16 protein-coding genes are annotated in these 18,660 nt (G+C 65.5%); 4 read left to right on the forward strand and 12 right to left on the reverse strand.

Annotation, left to right across the window (positions count from 1 at the left end; all coding sequences use genetic code 11):
* Window positions 1-44 precede the first annotated feature (44 nt).
* From ACMNAY_RS10345 to ACMNAY_RS10390, 10 genes are all read right to left on the reverse strand, one after another.
* Entirely contained in the window at window positions 45-1,427 is a 1,383-nt protein-coding gene (locus tag ACMNAY_RS10345) for an alanine/glycine:cation symporter family protein (protein WP_418719323.1), read from the reverse strand.
* Between the two features lie 137 nt (window positions 1,428-1,564).
* A complete protein-coding gene (locus ACMNAY_RS10350) occupies window positions 1,565-2,212 on the reverse strand; it encodes a potassium channel family protein (RefSeq protein WP_394977558.1) in 648 nt (215 codons plus the stop codon).
* A 15-nt stretch (window positions 2,213-2,227) separates the two neighbouring features.
* Complete coding sequence (locus tag ACMNAY_RS10355; RefSeq protein ID WP_418719324.1) at window positions 2,228-3,559, reverse strand: TrkH family potassium uptake protein; 1,332 nt, start codon at window positions 3,557-3,559, stop codon at window positions 2,228-2,230.
* 160 nt (window positions 3,560-3,719) lie between these two features.
* Window positions 3,720-4,775 (reverse strand): galactose ABC transporter substrate-binding protein, encoded by a 1,056-nt coding sequence (locus ACMNAY_RS10360; RefSeq protein ID WP_418719325.1) that lies wholly within the window; start codon window positions 4,773-4,775, stop codon window positions 3,720-3,722.
* Window positions 4,732-5,652 carry a substrate-binding domain-containing protein gene (locus ACMNAY_RS10365; RefSeq protein ID WP_418719326.1) on the reverse strand — a complete coding sequence of 307 codons (921 nt, stop codon included), beginning with the start codon at window positions 5,650-5,652 and terminating at the stop codon, window positions 4,732-4,734. Before ACMNAY_RS10365 ends, ACMNAY_RS10360 begins: the two co-directional genes overlap by 44 nt.
* Window positions 5,649-7,463, reverse strand: coding sequence for a histidine kinase (locus ACMNAY_RS10370; RefSeq protein WP_418719327.1), 1,815 nt, complete (start codon window positions 7,461-7,463; stop codon window positions 5,649-5,651). The genes ACMNAY_RS10365 and ACMNAY_RS10370 overlap by 4 nt, the downstream gene beginning before the upstream one ends.
* Before the next feature lie 35 nt (window positions 7,464-7,498).
* Window positions 7,499-9,100, reverse strand: a complete 1,602-nt coding sequence (locus ACMNAY_RS10375) for a response regulator transcription factor (protein WP_418719328.1) — start codon at window positions 9,098-9,100, stop codon at window positions 7,499-7,501.
* 103 nt (window positions 9,101-9,203) lie between these two features.
* Window positions 9,204-10,268, reverse strand: a complete 1,065-nt coding sequence (locus tag ACMNAY_RS10380; RefSeq protein WP_394977546.1) for an ABC transporter permease subunit — start codon at window positions 10,266-10,268, stop codon at window positions 9,204-9,206.
* Window positions 10,269-10,286: 18 nt separating this feature from the next.
* A complete protein-coding gene (locus ACMNAY_RS10385; RefSeq protein WP_418719329.1) occupies window positions 10,287-11,786 on the reverse strand; it encodes a sugar ABC transporter ATP-binding protein in 1,500 nt (499 codons plus the stop codon).
* 124 nt (window positions 11,787-11,910) lie between these two features.
* Window positions 11,911-13,050, reverse strand: a complete 1,140-nt coding sequence (locus ACMNAY_RS10390) for a galactose ABC transporter substrate-binding protein (RefSeq protein ID WP_418719330.1) — start codon at window positions 13,048-13,050, stop codon at window positions 11,911-11,913.
* 299 nt (window positions 13,051-13,349) lie between these two features.
* Between ACMNAY_RS10390 and ACMNAY_RS10395 the strand changes: the two genes are divergently transcribed.
* The 4 genes from ACMNAY_RS10395 to ACMNAY_RS10410 are packed head-to-tail and all read left to right on the forward strand — an operon-like array spanning window position 13,350 to window position 16,865.
* Window positions 13,350-14,885, forward strand: coding sequence for a DUF1538 domain-containing protein (locus ACMNAY_RS10395; protein WP_394977540.1), 1,536 nt, complete (start codon window positions 13,350-13,352; stop codon window positions 14,883-14,885).
* Complete coding sequence (locus tag ACMNAY_RS10400; protein ID WP_418719331.1) at window positions 14,882-15,604, forward strand: hypothetical protein; 723 nt, start codon at window positions 14,882-14,884, stop codon at window positions 15,602-15,604. Before ACMNAY_RS10395 ends, ACMNAY_RS10400 begins: the two co-directional genes overlap by 4 nt.
* Complete coding sequence (locus tag ACMNAY_RS10405) at window positions 15,591-16,508, forward strand: lysophospholipase (RefSeq protein WP_418719332.1); 918 nt, start codon at window positions 15,591-15,593, stop codon at window positions 16,506-16,508. Before ACMNAY_RS10400 ends, ACMNAY_RS10405 begins: the two co-directional genes overlap by 14 nt.
* Before the next feature lie 15 nt (window positions 16,509-16,523).
* Window positions 16,524-16,865, forward strand: a complete 342-nt coding sequence (locus ACMNAY_RS10410) for a phenylpyruvate tautomerase MIF-related protein (RefSeq protein ID WP_394977534.1) — start codon at window positions 16,524-16,526, stop codon at window positions 16,863-16,865.
* A 172-nt stretch (window positions 16,866-17,037) separates the two neighbouring features.
* Here ACMNAY_RS10410 and ACMNAY_RS10415 read toward each other — a convergent pair whose 3' ends face one another.
* Window positions 17,038-17,478: a PaaI family thioesterase gene (locus ACMNAY_RS10415; protein WP_394977532.1), complete on the reverse strand. Its 441-nt coding sequence runs from the start codon at window positions 17,476-17,478 to the stop codon at window positions 17,038-17,040.
* 170 nt (window positions 17,479-17,648) lie between these two features.
* Window positions 17,649-18,437: a sulfite exporter TauE/SafE family protein gene (locus tag ACMNAY_RS10420; protein WP_394977531.1), complete on the reverse strand. Its 789-nt coding sequence runs from the start codon at window positions 18,435-18,437 to the stop codon at window positions 17,649-17,651.
* Window positions 18,438-18,660 lie beyond the last annotated feature (223 nt).

The raw sequence follows: 18,660 nt of genomic DNA on the forward strand, positions 1-18,660 counted from the left end.
AACGCACAAAAACCCGCGCCCCGCCAAACGCGGGCCGCGCCTTTTTATTTCTTTTTCATCTCGTTCTGTTCGTAATCCCGCAGGGAGGCCAGCGCCTTGGGCGCCAGGGGCAGCAGGGCGATCATGTTGAAGATGGTCATCAGGGCGATGCCCACGTCCCCCAGGTCCCACACGAACTGATAGGCCGCAAGGCCGCCCACAAAGAGCATGGCCAGCGCAAGCAGCTTGTAGGCCGTCTGGCTGCGCCAGCTGTCGCCGAAGAGGTAGGCCACGTTGGAGCGGGCATAGAACAGCACACCCAGGAAGGTGGAAAAGCTGAACAGCCACAGCACCACGGCGATGAACACCACACCGAACACCCCCAGATGATGTCCCATGGCCGCCTGCAGCAGGTCCATGCCCTCCAGCCCCTCGGTGAGGGAGGCGGGGGTGAGCAGCATGACCATGGCGGTGCAGCTGCAGATGAGCAGGGTGTCGATGAACACGCCCAGGGCCTGCATCAGGCCCGCCTTGGCCGGATGGCTCACATGGGCGGCGGCCGCCGCGCAGGGGGCGGAGCCGGAGCCCGCCTCATTGGAAAAAAGGCCCCGCTTCGCGCCGTTCATGATGACCGCGCCAAGGCCGCCGCTCACCACCTGGCGCAGGCCGAAGGCCTCGGAGAAGATGCGCCCGAACACCGCCGGCAGCTGCTCGGCGTTGAGCAGGATGATGGCCAGGGTAATGAAGAAGTAGCAGGCGGCCATCAGCGGCACCACCACGTCCAGCACCTTGACGGTGGCGTTGCGCCGCAGCACGATCACCGCCGCCACCGCCACCAGCGCCACGGTGGACCAGATGGGAGGGATATGGAAAGCGTTTTCGAAGGAGGAGGAGATGGAGTTGCCGATGACCTGGCTGATGCCGCACCAGCACACAAGGCCGGAAACAGCGAACAGTACCGCCAGCACCGAGCGGCGCTTGCCCTTGGCGAAGAGGGCGTGGAGGTAGTAGGCCGGGCCGCCCCGCCAGCCGCCGTAGAGGGGGTCTTTTTCTTTGTAGAGCTGGGCCAGGGTGGCCTCGATGAAGGCGGTGGAGGAGCCCAGGAGGGCGATGAGCCACATCCAGAACACCGCGCCCGCGCCGCCGGCGGAAATGGCGGCCACCACGCCCACCAGATTGCCCATGCCCACCCGGCAGGCGGTGGAAACGATGAGGGCCTGCACGCCGGACAGGCCCTCGGCCCCCGGCTTTTTGTTGTTGGCCATGGTGATGCGCACCATCTCCGGGAACATCCGGAAGGGCAGAAAGCGGGTGCGCACGGTGAAATACACCCCTGCGGGCAGCAGGATGAGCACCAGCAGCGAAACGCCCAGGCTGCTGCCGCCGGGCAGCGGAATGTGGAACAGATCGCCCCACAATAAATTATAGATCGCGGTCAGAAGGGCCATGGGAATAATTCCTTTCAAACACGGCGCAAAGGCCGCTTGTCGTGCATTTTATCAGTATACCCGCCCCCTGCCGCCTTTGCAAGCCTTTGACGCAAAAAAGCCCTTCCCCGGCGGGGAAGGGCTTTTTTCAGTTCACGTCAGGCCCTAAAGCACTTTTTCAGCGCCCGGTATTCGCCCAGGGCCAGCAGGGTGCCGTCCTTGGGGAGCACGGTGTAGGGGGTGATCTGGGCGTCGATGGAGCCCTCCCGCTTCACCGCCAGAATGTTGACGTTGTGGATGCGGCGCACGTCCAGCTCGCCCACGGTCTTGCCCGCCCACTCGACGGGCACTTCCACCTCCACGATGGCGTTGTCGGCGTCCAGCTCGATGTAGTCCAGCAGATGGTCGGAGCCGTAGCGCACCGCCGCCCACTTGGCCAGCTGCTTTTCCATGTAGAGCACTTCGTCGGCGCCGTTGCGCAAAAGGAACTTGGCCTGCACGTCCCGCTCAGCCCGGGACACCACCTTCTTGGCCCCCAGTTCCTTCAGCAGCGAAGTGGTCTCCAGCGAGCTCTGGAAGTTGCCGCTGATGGCCACGACGCACACGTCGTAGTTGTTCACGCCCAGCTCCTGCAAGAATTCGCCGTTGGTGCTGTCGCCGATCTGGGCGTTGGTGACGATGTTCAAAACGGCGTTCACCCGCTCTTCGTTCATATCCACCGCCATGACCTGATGGCCCTGGGCGTTCAGCTGCATGGCCAGATGGCGGCCGAAGCGGCCCAGGCCGATGAGCAGAAAGGATTTCATTGAAAACTCCTCCTTTTAACCGATGGTGATGCGCTCCTGCGGGAGCTTGCTGCCGGTTTTGGCAGCGCCCGCCAGGGCCGCGTAGATGAGGGTGAGGCCGCCCACGCGGCCCATGAACATCAGAAAAATGAGCACCCCCCGGGACACAAGGCCCAGGCCGGGGGTGAGCCCCAGGGAAAGGCCCACCGTGCCCACGGCCGAGGCCGTCTCGAACAGGCAGTCCGCCAGAGGCAGGCCCTCCACCGAGCTGATGATGAAGCCGCCGAAGAAGAACAGCGTGACGTAGAGCAGCAGGATGGCCGCCGCGTCGCAGGCGGCCTTGACGCTGATGCGCCGGCCGAAGAAGTGGCCCTCCTCCCGGCGGTTGAACACGGCGATGGCGTTGGCAAAGAGCACCGCCACGGTGGTGGTCTTCATGCCGCCGGCGGTGGAGCCGGGCGAGCCGCCGATGAGCATGAGCACGATGGTCACCGCCAGGGCAAGGCCGCTCAAGGCGGTGAGGTCGGCGGTGTTGAAGCCGGCGGTACGGGGGGTGATGGACTGGAACAGGCTCATCAGCACCCGCTCGCCCAGGGGCAGGCCGGAAAATTCGTCGAAGAAGAACCACACCGCCGGCACCACGATGAGCACCGCCGTGGTGGCCAGAATGACCTTGCTCTGCATGCGGTAGTGGTGCAGATGGCGGCCGTTGGTGCGGATGTCGTCCCAGGTGAGGAAGCCGATGCCGCCCACCACGATGAGGGCCATGATGACCAGGTTCACCACCGGGTCGGCCCGGTAGGCGGTGAGGGAGGCGTACTCCGCGCCCGGCGCGCCCAGCAGGTCAAAGCCGGCGTTGCAGAAGGCGGAGACGGAATGGAACACCGCCATCCAGATGCCTCTGAGGCCGAAATCCCGCACGAACACCGGCGCAAGGCACACAGCGCCGATGCCCTCGATCAGGAACACCGCCCGCAGAATGAAGCCGGTGAGCCGCACGATGCCGCCCACCTTAGGGGCGGCGATGGCCTCCTGCATGGTGCCCCGCTGCATCAGCGAGATGCGCCGCCCGGCCAGCAGGGCGATGGCCGAGGCCACCGTGACCACGCCCAGGCCCCCGATCTGGATGAGCAGCAGGATGACCGCCTGGCCGAACCAGGACCAGTAGGTGGCGGTGTCCTGCACCACGAGGCCGGTAACACAGACCGCCGAGGTGGCGGTGAAGAGGGCCTCATTGAAGGGAGTGATGCGGCCGCTCTGGGACGCGAAGGGCAGCATCAGCAGCAGTGCCCCCACAAGAATGACTGCGGCAAACAGCAAAATAATGATCTGAAAACTGGTCAGATGCCGCAGGCGCGCGATGTTCATTGGAACGCCTCCGTTTATTTGCGCCGGGCAAAAAGGTCCGGTCTTTGAAGTCATACCCCACAGTATACCCCATCCGCCGCCGGTTGTGAAGTGCGTTTGCGTTAAAAATTTTTCTGCACGGCAAACGGCAGCGGGGCGGCGCAGGCACGCCGTCCCTTTTTCAGCCCGTTTCCTGCTGCAGGTCCCGGGCGGTGACGGTGCGGTAGGGCAGCCAGACATAGTGCCCGTCCTCCAGTTCCACCGCCTCGGCGGGGTCGGCGCCCTCCGCCAGCGCCAGCACCAGGTCCAGCATGGACCGGGCGATGCCCGCGCCGTCGTTGCGCACGGTGCCGTACAGCTCCCCCGCTTCCACCGCTTCCAGCGCCGGGGCGGTGGCGTCCACCCCCACCACCAGCGGCAGCCGGGCTTCGGCCTGCTTGAAGGCGTCGATGGCCCCAAGGGCCATGTCGTCGTTGTTGGCGAACACCACCTCGATGGAGTCCTCCATCCCGCTGTCCAGCCACTGCTGGGCCTTGGCCATGGCCTGGCCCCGCTTCCAGTTGGCGGTGTCGCTGGCCAGCTTTTCCACCGCCACCCCCGCGTCGGTGAGGGTCTTGACGGCGTATTCGGTGCGCAGCATGGCGTCCTGATGGCCGGGCTCGCCCTCCAGCATCACGTATTGAAGCACCCCGTCGCCGTTGCGGTCCAGGGCGGGGTCCAGCTGCCAGGCTTCCAGCACCAGCCGCCCCTGCAGGATGCCGCCGTCCTCCGCCTTGGCGCCCACATAGTAGGCGTGCTCCCAGCGGAGCATATCCTCCGCCACCGGCTGGCGGTTGAAAAAGATGAGGGGCACCCCCGCCTTCTGGGCCTTGTCGATGAGCACGGCGGCGGCGGTACGGTCCACGATGTTGACGCACAGCGCGTCGCACCCGCGGTCGATGAGGCTGTCGATCTGGTCCAGCTGGGTGGTCTGATTGGAGCGGCCGTCCATCACCGACAGGTTGATGCGCACGCCCCGGGTCTGCTCCTCCTCCCGGGCCATCCGCTCCAGCTCCTGGGCGATGGTGGAGATGAAGGTGTCGTCCTGGGTGTAGAGGGCCACCCCCACCCGCAGCACCTCCGGCTCGGCGGCACGGCCGGAGCAGCCGGCGGCCAGCGCCGCCAGCAGCCCGCAGGCAAGGGCCGCGGCCGCTTTACGAAGCCACCGGGAACAGCAGCTTTTGGTTGTCCGGTTCATAGATGTCCTCCCCCCGCAGAATGAAGAAGTCCAGCGTTTGGGGCTGCCAGTCCTCGCCCCTGGCGGCGTGCACCGCCCCTTCCACCGCCAGATACCCGGCGGCGAACTCGCTCCACACCCCGCTGGCGGAGAGGGTCCCCCGCTCCAGCGCCGCGGCGATGGCGCCGGTGGAACCCACGCCGTAGAGCGGCACGGAACATTCCAGTTTTTCCTTGGCGTCCGCCGCCGCCTCGGTGGCCGACGGCTCGAACAGCAGCACCGCCGCCGCGTCGGTTTCGGCCAGCGTGGTTTCCAGCTGGGCCTTTTCCGCCGGGGCGGTCTCGGCTGTTTCCACGCCCGCCTCTTCCAGCGCCGCCTTCGCGGCGGCAAGGCGCGCGCTCACCCCGGCCGCGCCGGGAGCGGTGTCCACCAGAAGCACGCTGCCCGCCGGGGCGTCCGCCAGAGCCGCTTCGGCCAGAGCCCGGCCCAGGGCCTCGTTGTCAGGGCAGACAGCCCCCGCCCCGCCGGCGGATTCCAGCGTGATGACCGGCACGCCCACGTCCGCAGGCAGTTCCCCCGCGGGCACCACCACCAGCACGTCCGCTCCCCGCTCGGCCTCATAGCGCATCAGCCGGGCTTGTTCGGCGGGGTCGTTGTCGGCGGTGGGGGCCACGATGCGCAGCTCCGCCCGCAGCTGGCCCGCCGCCTGCTCCATGCCGAGGCGGGCGTTGGCCCAGAGGGCGGCGTCGGCCTGGCGCAGGATGACCGACACCTCCACCGGCTCGCTCTCCCGCCTTGCAAAGGGCAGCTGGGACCAGGCCAGGGTGAGCACCACCGCCGCCGCCAGCGCAAAGAGCACCAGCAGCTGCAGCAGCGCGTTGGTCCTGTGTTTGTTCATGGCTCTTCCTCCCGTTGCAGCTGCGCGGCCTCCTCGGCGGTGAGGGCGGGCAGCCGGATGCGCACGGTGGTGCCCTCGTCCGGCTCGCTGAACACCTCAAGGCCGTACTGTTCGCCGAAGGTCAGCCGGATGCGCCGGTGGACGTTGCGCACCCCGATGCCCGATCCGCTGGACCGGGTCTGGGGCTGGCTCTCGTCCAGCAGGCGCTCCACCACCTCGGGGGGCATGCCGGTGCCGTTGTCGGCCACGTCGATCACAAGGTCGCTGCCGTCCCGCCGGGCGGTGACGGTGATGCGCCCGTCCTCCTCGCAGCCGGCCATGCCGTGGTAGATGGCGTTCTCCAGAAGAGGCTGCACGATGAGTTTGAGGGTATAAAGGCCCTCCACTCCCTCCTCGGCGGTGACCGAGGCGGTGAATTTGTCCTGATAGCGGATCTGCTGGATGGTCATGTAGTGCCGCGCGTGCTCCAGCTCGTCCGCCAGGGGGATGAAGCTGCGGCCGCGGCTCAGCGCGATGCGGAACAGCCGCGCCAGCGAGGTGACCATCTGGATGGCCTCGTCGTAGCGGCCGGCCTCGGTCATCCAGATCACCGAGTCCAGCGTGTTATAGAGGAAATGGGGGTTGATCTGGCTTTGCAGCACTTCCAGCTCGCTGCGGCGCTTGCGCTTTTCCTGCAAAATGATGTCGTCCATCAGATGCCGCATGGTGGACACCATGGACGCGATGGAGTGGGCCAGACGGCGCACTTCGTAGCAGCCGTCCTCCCGGATGGCCACCTCCTGGGCCCCGGCCTCCAGCTCCTTCACCGACTGTTCCAGCCGGCGGATGGGGTCGGAGATGCGGGCGGAGATGCGGAAGTTGAGCAGCGCCATCAAAAAGGCGGAGAACAGCAGCATGGACAGGCCGAAGAGGAAGGTGTAGCTGTCGTCGGACGCGCCGCCCCGGGGCACAACGCCCACCAGCTTCCAGCCGGTGTAGCCCACCGTCTTGACTGCCACCAGCCTCCGTTCGCCCTCAAAGGTCTCGGTGTGGACACCGTCGGGCAGCGACGCCGCCGCCAGGTTGTTCTCGGTTTCAAGGCCGGCGTAGATGAGCTGCTGGCGGGGGTGGTAGATGATCTCGCCGGAGGCGTCGGTGAGGTAGATGTAGCCGCCGCCGGCCAGTTCCACGTCCCGGCAGACCTGCTCGATGCCGGAGAAGCCCATGTCCACCAGCAAAACGCCGCTGTAGGTGCTGCCCTCCCGTGTGAGCTGCACATACCGGCTCAGGGACACCACCCACCGGAAACTGTCGTCCGGGTCGGCAAAGAGGTGCTGGATGTGGGGGGGGGAAAAGTGGAGGTTTTCCATCTTGTCCAGCGCCGCCTGGTACCAGTCGGAGGAGGCGGGGTCCGCCCCCTCTTTCAGCGCGGTGAGGGGGGTGCCCGCCACCAGCGCGCCCTTGCTGTCGAACACGGCGATGAAGACCAGTTCGTCCCGGTTCTCCTCGTACAGCAGCTCCATGCCCTCGTCCAGGCTCTGGGTGGCAAGGTCGGCGTTTTTGATGATGCGGTAGTACATGGTGTCGCTCACCCGCATCATCCGGCGCAGGTAGCTGTCCATGTTCATATTCACCTGGCTGAGCACCCGCTCGGTGTTCTCCCGCACCAGCTGCTCGGTGCCCGCGGAGTAGCGCCAGACAAGGCTCAGGCCCATGAGCAGCATGCCCGCCACCGCCGCCGCCGTGAAGGACAGGGAGATGACCATCTGGATGCTCATGGTGCGGTAGCGCCGGGAAAGGGACGCCGCCGCCCGGGTGAACAGTTTTTTCACGGCCCTTTCGCCTCCTTACAGAATCCTTTTGCCCCTCAGGCCTGGCCCGCCCGGTACTTGGAGGGGGTCATGCCGAAGTGGCGCTTGAACACATAGCTGAAATAGTTGGGGTCGGCGTAGCCGGTGCGCTGGGCGATGAGGTAGGTCTTTTCCTCCGTCTCCCGCAAAAGGCGCGCCGCCTCGGCCATCCGCTGCTCGGTGACGCAGGCGGTAAAGCTCTGGCCGGTCTCCCGCTTGAACAGGGTGGAAAAATAGGTGGGCGAAAGGTGCAGATGCTCGCACACCGCCTCCACGCCCAGGTCGCTGTCGGCAAAATGGGCGGCGATGTAGCTTTTGGCCTCCTCCACCGTGCGGCCGGCGCTGTCGGTGCGGCGGCGGCCCAGCAGTTCCCGCAGCCGGCGGCAGCGCTCGCCCAGCCACTCCCCCAGCCGTTCCAGCGAGGAAAACTGCGCCGCGGGCACCGCGCCTGCGAAGTCCGGCCCGAACACGTCCTCCACCTCCACGCCGCCCGAGCGGGCAAGGCGCACAAGGCAGGTGACGATCTCCAGCACATACAGCTGGCACTGGGCGGGGGGCAGGCGGCTGGCCCGCACCCGGTCCAGAAGTTCGTGGAGGGTGGCGTCCAGCTGTTCCTCGCTGCCCAGCTTCACCGCCGTGGCCAGGGCCCGCTGGTCCTCGTCGTCCAGGGAAAGGCGCAGGCTGGCGTCCGGCTCAAGGTCGCCGATGTAGAGCACCCGGCCCCCGCCCATCAGCAGGCGGTAATCCAGGGCGGCGATGGCCCCTTCCATGGACTGGTGCAGCTGGCCCGCCGCGCCGCACAGCTGGCCCAGGCCCACCGTGAGGCCCAGGCCCAGACAGCTGGGGGCCAGGGCGCACAGGCGCTCCAGCTCCGACATCAGCGGGTAGAGCTGCTCGGGATTTTGAAGCCCCGCCAGCAGGGCCACCGCGTCGTTGTAAAGCAGGGTGCGCAGCCAGCAGCCCTCCAGCTCAAAGTGCTCCTCCAGAAAAGAGCGCACCGACAAAAGCAGCAGTTCGTCCCGCTCGGCGGGCTGGCCCGCGGGCAGGTCCATCTGCACCAGCGCCGCGGCCCAGGGGCCGCCGGGCAGTTCCAGTTCATAGCGGGCGGCACGCTCGGCCAGCTGGTCGGGAGGCACCCGGCCGTCCAGCAAACGGGCGAAGAACAGCTCCCGCAGCACCGGCAGGCTCTCCTCATAGCGGCGGCGCAAAGCCTCCATGTCCCGCCGCTGCTGGCGCTGGGCCTCCAGCTGCGAGCGCAGGCTGGCCAGAACGCCCTCCAGTTCCCGGGCGTTCACCGGCTTCATGATGTATTCCGACACCCCCATGCTCACCGCCTGGCGGGCGTATTCAAAATCGTCGAAGCCGGAAAACACCACCAGCTTGGCCGCCGGCAGCTGCCGGCGCAGCCGGCGGCAGAGCTCCAGCCCGTCCATAAAGGGCATTTTGATGTCGGTGAGCACCACGTCCGGGCGGATCTGCTCCGCCAGTTCCAGCGCCTCGGCGCCGTTTTCCGCCTCGCCCGCCAGCTCGAACCCCTGCGCCGCCCAGTCGATCTTGCGGCTGATGCCCTGGCGGATCTCCGCCTCGTCGTCCGCCAAAAGGACCCGATACAGTTCCATGCTTCGACCTCCCTTTCGCTCTCAGTATACCATACCCGGCAGGCCTTGAAAACCGCAAAAAGGGCGCCCTTTGCAGGGCGCCCTCGGCGTTTTGGAAAAGGTCTTATTTCTTGACCAGGTACTTGCGCATATCCAGCGCGCAGGCGAACAGGATGATGCCGCCCTTGATGGCGTACTGGAGGTTCTGGTCCATGCCCACCAGAGGCAGGGCAACGAAGATCAGACGCAGCATGATAACGCCGATGATGATGCCGCTGATCTTACCGATGCCGCCCACGAAGGACACGCCGCCGATGACGCAGGCGGCGATGGCGTCCAGCTCGTAGTTCACGCCGGTGTTGGCGGTGTTGGAGGCCACACGGGCGGACTCCACGAAGCCGGCCCAGCCGTACATGGCGCCGGCCAGGGCGAAGACCATGATGGTGGTCATGAACACGTTGACGCCGGAAACGCGGGCGGCCTCTTCGTTGGCGCCCAGGGCGAACATGTTCTTACCGAAGGTGGTCTTGTTCCAGATGAACCACATCAGGATGCTCAGCAGCACCGCGTAGATGACGTAGTTGGGGATCTGGATGGTGCCGCCGGCAAAGCTCAGCAGGGGCGGGTTGCCCACCACGAAGTTGCGGTAGCCGTCGTCCAGGCCGGAGATGGCCATGCCGTTGTTGTTGCCCATCTTGACGTAGAGCAGCAGCATGGTGTACAGGATGAGCTGGGTGGCCAGGGTCACGATGAAGGGATGCAGCTTGAACTTGGCCACGAAGAAGCCGTTGAAGGCGCCGATGGCAGCGCCCAGGAGCACCACGATCAGAATGACCACGGGCACCGGCAGGGTGCCGATGGCGGGCCACATCTTATTGGGGGCGTCGGCGGCCTGCAGCAGCGAGGCAGCCACGCAGGCGGTGATGCCCACGGCGCGGCCGGCGGACAGGTCGGTACCGGTGAGCACGATGCAGCCGGCGATGCCCAGAGCCACCGGCAGGTAGGCGGCGGTCAGGCTGAGCAGGTTCACCAGAGAACGGGGGGCCAGGAAGGACGGCTCGGTCACCGCCACATACACCGCCACCGCCAGCATGATGATGATGAGGGCGTTGTTCAACAGGGCGTTGCCGATCTTTTTGGCGTCCAGGCCCTTGGCCTTTTCGGCCAGAGCGGAAGGATTGTTATTCATCAGTCGATTCCTCCTCGTTTACACATACTTGGCCGCCAGCGTGAGGATCTCCTCCTGGCTGGTGTTGGCCGCGTCCACCTCGCCGGCCACCTGGCCGCCGGACATGACCAGAATACGGTCACACACGCCCAGCAGCTCGGGCATCTCGGAGGAGACCATGATGACGCCCTTGCCCTCTTTGGCAAGGTCGATGATAAGCTGGTAGATCTCGTACTTCGCGCCCACGTCGATGCCGCGGGTGGGCTCGTCCAGCAGGAGGATCTCGGGCTTGGTGAGCAGCCAGCGGCCGATGATGACCTTCTGCTGGTTGCCGCCGGAGAGCGAACGGATCTGGGTGCGCTGGCTGGGGGTCTTGATGTGCATGGCCTGGATGGACCAGTCGGTGTCATCGCGCATCTTCTTGTCGCTCAGCCACAGGCCGCCCTTCAGGTAGTCCTTCAGGCTGGAGATAACGGTGTTCTCCTTGATGTCCCGGATGCCGAAGATGCCGGTGGCCCGGCGCTCCTCGGTGAGCAGGGCGAAGCCGTTCTTGATGCTCTCGCGGGGGGTGCGGTTGCGGATCTCCTTGCCGTGGAGGGTGATGGTGCCTCCCTGGCGGGTCATGGCGCCGAAGAGGTTCTCCAGCACCTCGGTGCGGCCGGAGCCGTCCAGGCCCGCGATGCCCAGGATCTCACCCTTGCGCAGCTGGAAGGTGGCGTCCTTCAGGCGGGTGTACTTGCCCGCGATGTGCTGCACGTCCAGAATGACCTCACCGGGGGTGTTCTCCTTGGGCGGGAAGCGGTTGGTGAGCTCGCGGCCCACCATCAGGCGGATGATCTCGTCCATGGTCAGCTCTTTGGCCGGGCGGGTCGCCACCCAGGTGCCGTCACGCATGATGGTCACGTCGTCGCTGATGCGGAGGATCTCCTCCATCTTGTGGCTTATGTAGATGATGCCGCAGCCCTTGTCCCGCAGCATGTTGATGATGCGGAACAGGTGTTCCACCTCGGTCTCGGTGAGGGACGAGGTGGGCTCGTCAAAGACGATGATCTTGGAATCGTAGGAAACCGCCTTGGCGATCTCCACCATCTGCCGCTGGCTCACGGGCAGGGTGGACATGATGGCCTTGGGGTTCACGGTGACTTCCAGCGTGTCGAAAATTTCCTTGGTGCGCTTGGCCATCAGGCCCTCGCTCACCATGATGCCCGCCACCTTGGGGTAGCGGCCAAGCCAGAGGTTGTCCTGCACGCTGCGGGTCAGGGCCTGGTTCAGCTCCTGATGCACCATGGCCACGCCGTTTTCCAGCGCTTCCTTGGAGCTGCGGAAGTTGACCTCTTTGCCGTCCAGGGTGATGGTGCCCGCGTCCTTGTGGTAGATGCCGAACAGGCACTTCATCAGGGTGGATTTGCCCGCGCCGTTCTCACCCATCAGGGCGTGCACGGTGCCCGGCCGCACGGTGAGGTTGACGTTGTCCAGCGCCTTCACGCCGGGGAACTCTTTGCAGATGCCGCGCATCTCCAGCAGTGCCGGCTGCTCCATATTCTTCCTCCTCTCTTCGCGGGAAAGCCCGCCTTCGCAAAAGGGCGGTTATCCCACGTGAGGCCGGGCGGGGCTGCCAGTGCAGCCCCGCCCGGCCATGGGTTCGTTCAGCGGATGGAGTTGATCAGTCCTCGCTGGTAGCGTCGTACATCGCGTAGGGAACGCGGATCTTGGCCACGCCCTCGTCCACGACGAACTGATCGGTGTTGGCCATCAGCTCAGCGCCGTCCTGGACGTTCTTGACCAGGGTGTTGATGGTGGTAGCCATGCCCACGGCGTCCTGCTTGATGGAACCGGCCATGTTGCCGGCCTTGATCAGCGCCTTGGCGCTGTCGGTGGCGTCAACGCCGAACACGGGGATGATGGTGGTGTCGGGACCGTTGTTGTAGCCAACGTTCTGCAGAGCGGAGATAGCGCCCTCGGCCATGCCGTCGTTGTTGCAGATGATCAGCTCGACCATGTTGTTGTTGTCCTTGTTGTAGGAGCCCAGCAGCGCGACCATGTAGTCGTTGGCGGCCTTGGCGGACCACTTGCCCTCGGTGTCGACCAGGTACTTGGTGGAAGCCTTGTCGTCGTAGTAGCTCAGCTCGGGCTTGCCGGCCTCGGTCAGCAGCTTGTTGGCGTCCTCAACGGCGTACTGGGTGCGGGCCTCGGCCTCGGCGTTGCCCTCCTGGCCCTTGAACATGACGTAGGAAATGGTGCCGTCGCCGTTCAGGTCAACGGTGTCGTAGTTCTCCAGCAGGTAGTTGCCGATCATCTCGCCCTGCATATGGCCGGCGTCGGGAGCGTTGGTGCCCACGAAAGCGCACTTGTCATAGCTGTTGATGACTTCGTTGTCGGCCACTTCGCGGTTGAAGAAGATCACGGGGATGCCGGCGGTCTGGGCGGCATTCACGATGTCCTGCGCGGGAGCGGAGGTGGCGGTCTCAACGATGTTGACGATCAGCAGGTCGGAACCGGCGGTGATGGCGGTGTTGACCTGGTCGGTCTGGGTGGGCTGGCTGCCGGCGGCATCCCAGTTGTTGGGCTCGATGCCCATGGCCTTCAGCTGCTCGTCCATGGCGGCACGCACGGTGGAGATGTACACGTCGGAGAAGTCGTAGTAGAACACGTCCACGCGCATGTCGGAGGTGGCGGTAGCGCCGCCCTCAGAGGTGGCCCCGGAAGCGGGGGTGGAAGCAGGGGTGGAAGCAGGGGTGCCGCCGCAAGCCGCCAGGCTCAGGGCCAGCACAGCGCTCAGTGCAAGTGCAAGAAGCTTTTTCATGGTTTGTCCTCCTTAATTTTTGGGCGGGGCCTTTTGCGCCTTCGCGCCGAAAAGCCGTTTCGCCCGGTGACAAGACCATTTTACCTGTCCGGAATGGAAAAAACGATAGAAAAAACTACGCACTTGTATTAAAAAAATATGGCCTGTGCAAAAATTTTCCATGCTTGCGGCTCGCGGCTCCCCCGTTATATAATGAATATATATCTTGCGAGGGCGCCTTCGGGCCCGGCCCTCCCGCCGCCGCCGGTTTGACGCACCCCTTTGCCGGCGCGGCGCGTCCACCCGCGTCAAAGGAGGCGATGCCCTTGAACAAACAACTCAAGCTGAAGATCCACGAATCCCTGGCCGCCGTGCTGCCCGTCAGCCTCATCGTGCTGGCGCTGTGCGCCTTTGTGGTGCCGGTGGATCTTTCCACCCTGTGCCTGTTCCTGGCAGGGGCGGCCCTGCTCATCCTGGGCATGGGGTTTTTTACCCTGGGGGCGGACATGGCCATGATGCCCATCGGCGAACTGGTGGGCACCCACCTCACCCGCACCCGCAAACTGTGGCTCATTCTGGCGGGCTGTTTTCTCATCGGCGTGCTGGTGACGGTGGCGGAGCCGGACCTGGCGGTGCTGGCCAGCCAGACCCCCGCCGTGCCGGACATGGTGCTCATCCTGACGGTGGCCGCCGGGGTGGGGCTGTTCCTGGTGCTGAGCTTCCTGCGCATTTTGCTGGGCTGGAGCCTGCCGGCCATGCTCATCGTCTTTTATCTTCTTGTGTTCATCCTCACCCGCTTCGTGCCGTCGGATTTTTTGGCGGTGGCCTTCGACTCCGGCGGGGTGACCACCGGGCCCATCACGGTGCCCTTCATCATGGCGCTGGGCCTGGGCCTCACCGCCGTGCGTTCGGACAAAAACGCCGAGGGCGACAGCTTCGGCCTGGTGGCGCTGTGCAGCATCGGGCCGGTGCTGTCGGTGCTCATCCTGGGCATGATCTACCGCTCGGGCGACTCGGGCTACACGCCCCTGTCGGTGTCTGAAATCGAGGACACCCGCGCCCTGTTGGCGGCCTTCGGAACGGCGGCGCCGGAATACGCCAAAGAGGTGGCCCTGGCCCTGGGGCCCATCCTAGCCTTTTTCCTGGTGTTCCAGGTGCTCTTCTTCAGGCTGCGCCGCCGGGCGCTGGCGAAGATCCTGGTGGGCATCCTCTACACCTTCCTGGGCCTCACCCTCTTCCTTACCGGGGTGAACGTGGGCTTCATGCCCGCGGGCAACGAGCTGGGCCGCCGTCTGGCCCAGCTGCCCCTGCGCTGGCTCATCGTGCCGGTGGGCATGCTCATCGGCTACTTTCTGGTGAAGGCCGAGCCCGCCGTGCTGGTGCTGAACAAGCAGGTGGAGGAGATCACCGGCGGCGCCATCTCCCAGAAGGTGATGATGGCGGGCCTGTCCATCGGCATGGCGGCCTCGGTGGGGCTGTCGATGGTGCGGGTGCTCACCGGCGTGCCCCTTCTGTGGTTTTTGCTGCCGGGCTACGCCCTGGCGCTGGCCTTGAGCTTTTTCGTGCCCCGCATCTTCACCGCCGTGGCCTTTGACTCCGGCGGGGTGGCCTCCGGCCCCATGACCGCCACCTTCCTTCTGCCCTTTGCCATGGGCGCCTGCGAGGCGGTGGGGGGCAACATTCTCACCGACGCTTTCGGGGTGGTGGCCATGGTGGCCATGATACCCCTCATCACCATTCAGATCATCGGGCTGGTGTATCAGTTCAAGACCCGGCACGCCGGCGAAAGCGCCCCGGCGCAGGAGACGGACGACGTGCTGGAACTGGACGCGGGCCCCGAGGAGGATGTGCAATGAACCAAGCGCTTTCATCCATACGCTGCCTGTTCGCCGTGGTGGACCGGGGCAAGGGCGAGGCGGTGTCCGCCGAGCTGCGCCGCCGCCGCATCCTGACCCAGCTCGTGCTGCTGGGCCATGGCACCGCCAGCGCGGAAGTGATGGACCTGCTGGGCCTGGACGAGCCGGAAAAGGACGTGGTGCTTGCGCTTTTGCCGGGGGACGCCGGCGAAGTGCTGGCGGCGCTGACCGACCGGCTGGAGCTCTACCGCCCGGGGCGGGGCATCGCCTTCACCATCGACCTGTGCAGCATCAGCGCGCTGGCCCACCAGCGCATCGCCGCGGCAGCGGCGGCCGAAACACCATCCCAAAAGGAGGAGCGACCCATGCGCAGCCAGCATGAACTCATCGTGGTCATCACCGAACATGGCTTTGCCGCCGACGTGATGGACACCGCCCGCGGGGCGGGGGCCCGGGGCGGCACGGTGGTGCGCGGCCGGAGCCTTGCCGCCGAGGAAGCCCAGAAATTCCTGCACATCACCATCCAGCCGGAAAAGGACGTGGTTCTCATCCTGGTGCCCGCCGCGGGGCGGCAGCCGGTGATGAAGGCCATCTGCGCCGAGGGCGCGGGCATCGGCCACGCCCTGGCCTTTTCGCTGCCGGTGAGCGATGTGACCGGCCTGTCGCTGGCGCCCTTCGGCGCGGCGGAACAAAAGGAGGAAGAACATGAAGAGCAGTGAGTGGACCAGCCCCGCCCACAGCGGCGAGGGCGAGATCTTTTCCCGTCTGTGGGCCCACGAGGAGCCGAAAGCCGTGCTTTTGCTGGTGCACGGCATGGCGGAGCACAGTGCCCGCTACGCGGATTTCGGCAGTTTTCTGGCGCAGCACGGCTTTGCGGTGTTCATGAACGACCACGCGGGCCACGGGCGCTCGGCGGTGGTGCAGGGCCACTTTGCCGACCACGACGGCTGGGAGCATGTGCTGGCCGACCTGCACCGGCTGGAGACGGACGCCCGGGCCAAATACCCCGGCCTGCCGGTGTTCATCTTCGGCCACAGCATGGGCTCCTTTTTGACCCGGGAATACATCGCCCGCTGGGGCGACGGGCTTGCGGCCGCGGTCATCTGCGGCACCATGGGGGCCAATCCCCTGCTGGGCTTTGCCCGGGCGCTGGCCAGCCTGCAGGCGGCGGTGAAGGGCCCCAAGAGCCCCGGCAAACTCATCGAGTCCCTCTCCACCGGCGGCTACCACAAGCAGTTCCCCGGCGAGGGGCCCTCGGCCTGGCTGGCGGCGGACAAGTCCGTGCAGGAGGCCTTTGACGCCGACCCGGACTGCGGCTTCACCTTCACGGCGGCCACCTACCGGGACATGTTCGGCGGCCTTGCCGCCGTGACCGGCAGGCCTTGGGCGGCGCGGGTGCCCAAGGCCCTGCCGGTGTTCGTCATTGCCGGCGACAAGGACCCGGTGGGCGCGAACGGCAAGGGCCCCACCCAGGTGTATGAATGGCTGAAGGCCGCGGGGCTGGACGTGCGGCTGAAGCTCTACCCCGGCATGCGCCACGAGATATTGAACGAGGCGGGCAAGGCCGAGGTGTACGAGGACGTTTTGCAGTTTCTGCGGGCGCATCTGCCCGCGGCGGAATAACAGGGAGGAAAGAACATGCCGTTTATTCGGGTGAGCGCCAACGTGGCGGTGAACGAGGGCCAGGCCGGGCGCATCAAAGCGATGCTGGGCCAGGCCATCGAAGTCATTCCGGGCAAGAGCGAGGCCTGGCTGATGGTGGAAGTGGAGGGCGAAAAGGCCCTGTGGATGGCGGGCAGCGACGCGCCGGCGGCCATCGCGGAGGTGAATGTTTACGGCGGCGCGTCCGCCGAGGACTACAACTCCTTCACCGGCCGGGTGTGCGATATTCTGGACAGCGTGCTGGACGTGCCCGCCGACCGGGTGTATGTGAAGTACGCCGAGACGGAGCACTGGGGCTGGAACGGTTCCAACTTTTAAACGCCGGGAGTGCATAAGGACAGTTGGCCCCATGTTTTTGAACGCCAAGGTGCAAAAGGACAGCCGCCCCATAGTTTCAATATCTGAACGCAGGCAGGCGGCCCGGGGTTTCAACATGGCGGCCGCCTGGATGTGCAAAACAAAAAAGGCAGGGCATTTCGCCCTGCCTTTTTCATTTTTTTGCGTCCATGTAGTACATGGTAAAGCTGCCGGTGAGCAGCAGCCGCCCGTTCTGGTCGTACAGCTCCACCTGGTTCACGGCGGTGCGCCCGCCGCTGTGGCGGCTGAATGCCTTGACGGTGACGGTGTCGCCGGGTCTCACGCCCCGGATGTAGTTCACCGAGGCCTGCAGCGTCACGTTGGGGCGGCCCCGGGTGCTGGCCGCGAGGCCGGAGCAGGTGTCGCACAAAGCGAACAGCCAGCCGCCGTGGGCGTTGCCGTAGGGGTTAAGGCTGTTCTCGGTGACGGGGGCCTCGGCCTCCACATAGCCTTCCCGGAGGACGGTCACTTTCAGGCCCTCAAAGCAGACCATGGGTTTGGTGTGGGCCTCCACCGCCCGGCGCAGTTCTTCGTTCAGCAGCGAAAGGTCAATGCCTTTTTCCTGTTGCTCCATCGTTTTTCCCCCGATTCCACAAAAAATCTCTCACGGTATGGTATTGTACACCCCCAGCCGAAAAATGCAAGCGGGGGGCAGACAGGGCGGCTTTCCCGTCCTCTCCCCTCCCCCGCCGAAAAAAAGCGGCCCCGGTCAAACCGACCGGGGCCGCTCCGCTTGCTGTTTTGTTAAACTGCGAAGGTGTACTGCCAGACGTTGTAGAGGCTGATGGCCATGATGACGCCCATCAGGCCGATGAACAGCTTCTCCACCGCCTTGTTGTCCATCCGCTTGTTGGCAACGCGGCCCAGCATGCCGCCGCCGATGCCGCCCGCCACCATCAGCACCAGGCTCAGCCACCCGAAAGGCGGCACGCTGGCGGTGACGAGGGTCGCCCCCAGGCTGGTGATTTGGCTGATGAGGATGACGTAGAGGCTGTTCTGGGCAGCGGTTTTGGTGTCCATGGAGAAGAAGTAGTAGAACACCACCAGGTTGATGGGGCCGCCGCCGATGCCCAAAAAGCTGGACATGATGCCCAGCACCAGGCCGATGGCCACGCACACCCACACCTTGAAAATCCTGTGGGTGCGGATGCGGCTCTTGTTGATGGTGTAGAGCATGGTGGCCAGGGTGATGAGGAACAGACACGCCGCCTGCACCGCGCCCGCCGTTTCGGCGAAACGGGCGCTGATGACCGCGAACATCTGCTTGCCGGCCACGCCACCCACCGCCGCGCCGATGGCCAGCGGGGTGCCCAGTTTCAGGTCCACCTTGCTGTCGCCCGCGCGCAGGGATTTGGTGACGGAGTAGCAGCTCATGGCCAGCACCGTGCAACCGGACAAAAAGCTCACCGTGGCCACGCTGTCCAGATGGAACAGGTCCAGGGTGGGCTTGATGATAACGCCGCCGCCGATGCCGCAGATGGCGCCCGCCACGCTGGCCAGCAGACTGATGATAAAATAGGCAAGCACCTGCATGGGCGCCGCCCCCTTTCTTTCAAATTACACGAGGGTGCGGGCCCCGCCGTTTTCGGCAGGGCCCGCCCGTCAGTTCAATGGGATTCAGCCGCAGCAGGGATGGTTGCCGTACTCGTCCATGCAGTCCTGGCTGGGGTCCTTCATGCACAGATGCACAGCCGCCAGCTTGAAGGTCTGGGGCAGAGCCAGGATGTTGGGGTTCTCGCCCACGAACTTCTTCTTG

This window comes from Candidatus Allofournierella merdipullorum, assembly GCF_048426865.1.
In the GTDB taxonomy this organism is placed as follows: domain Bacteria; phylum Bacillota; class Clostridia; order Oscillospirales; family Ruminococcaceae; genus Allofournierella_A; species Allofournierella_A merdipullorum.

Coding starts and splice junctions, on each gene's coding strand:
- ACMNAY_RS10405 (WP_418719332.1), top strand. CDS start 15,591: ATGAAGAGCAGTGAGTGGACCAGCCCCGCCCACAGCGGCGAGGGCGAG.
- ACMNAY_RS10380 (WP_394977546.1), bottom strand. CDS start 10,268: ATGAATAACAATCCTTCCGCTCTGGCCGAAAAGGCCAAGGGCCTGGAC.
- ACMNAY_RS10350 (WP_394977558.1), bottom strand. CDS start 2,212: ATGAAATCCTTTCTGCTCATCGGCCTGGGCCGCTTCGGCCGCCATCTG.
- ACMNAY_RS10390 (WP_418719330.1), bottom strand. CDS start 13,050: ATGAAAAAGCTTCTTGCACTTGCACTGAGCGCTGTGCTGGCCCTGAGC.
- ACMNAY_RS10400 (WP_418719331.1), top strand. CDS start 14,882: ATGAACCAAGCGCTTTCATCCATACGCTGCCTGTTCGCCGTGGTGGAC.
- ACMNAY_RS10420 (WP_394977531.1), bottom strand. CDS start 18,437: ATGCAGGTGCTTGCCTATTTTATCATCAGTCTGCTGGCCAGCGTGGCG.
- ACMNAY_RS10345 (WP_418719323.1), bottom strand. CDS start 1,427: ATGGCCCTTCTGACCGCGATCTATAATTTATTGTGGGGCGATCTGTTC.
- ACMNAY_RS10365 (WP_418719326.1), bottom strand. CDS start 5,652: ATGAACAAACACAGGACCAACGCGCTGCTGCAGCTGCTGGTGCTCTTT.
- ACMNAY_RS10355 (WP_418719324.1), bottom strand. CDS start 3,559: ATGAACATCGCGCGCCTGCGGCATCTGACCAGTTTTCAGATCATTATT.
- ACMNAY_RS10415 (WP_394977532.1), bottom strand. CDS start 17,478: ATGGAGCAACAGGAAAAAGGCATTGACCTTTCGCTGCTGAACGAAGAA.
- ACMNAY_RS10410 (WP_394977534.1), top strand. CDS start 16,524: ATGCCGTTTATTCGGGTGAGCGCCAACGTGGCGGTGAACGAGGGCCAG.
- ACMNAY_RS10360 (WP_418719325.1), bottom strand. CDS start 4,775: ATGAACCGGACAACCAAAAGCTGCTGTTCCCGGTGGCTTCGTAAAGCG.
- ACMNAY_RS10375 (WP_418719328.1), bottom strand. CDS start 9,100: ATGGAACTGTATCGGGTCCTTTTGGCGGACGACGAGGCGGAGATCCGC.
- ACMNAY_RS10395 (WP_394977540.1), top strand. CDS start 13,350: ATGCCCTTGAACAAACAACTCAAGCTGAAGATCCACGAATCCCTGGCC.
- ACMNAY_RS10385 (WP_418719329.1), bottom strand. CDS start 11,786: ATGGAGCAGCCGGCACTGCTGGAGATGCGCGGCATCTGCAAAGAGTTC.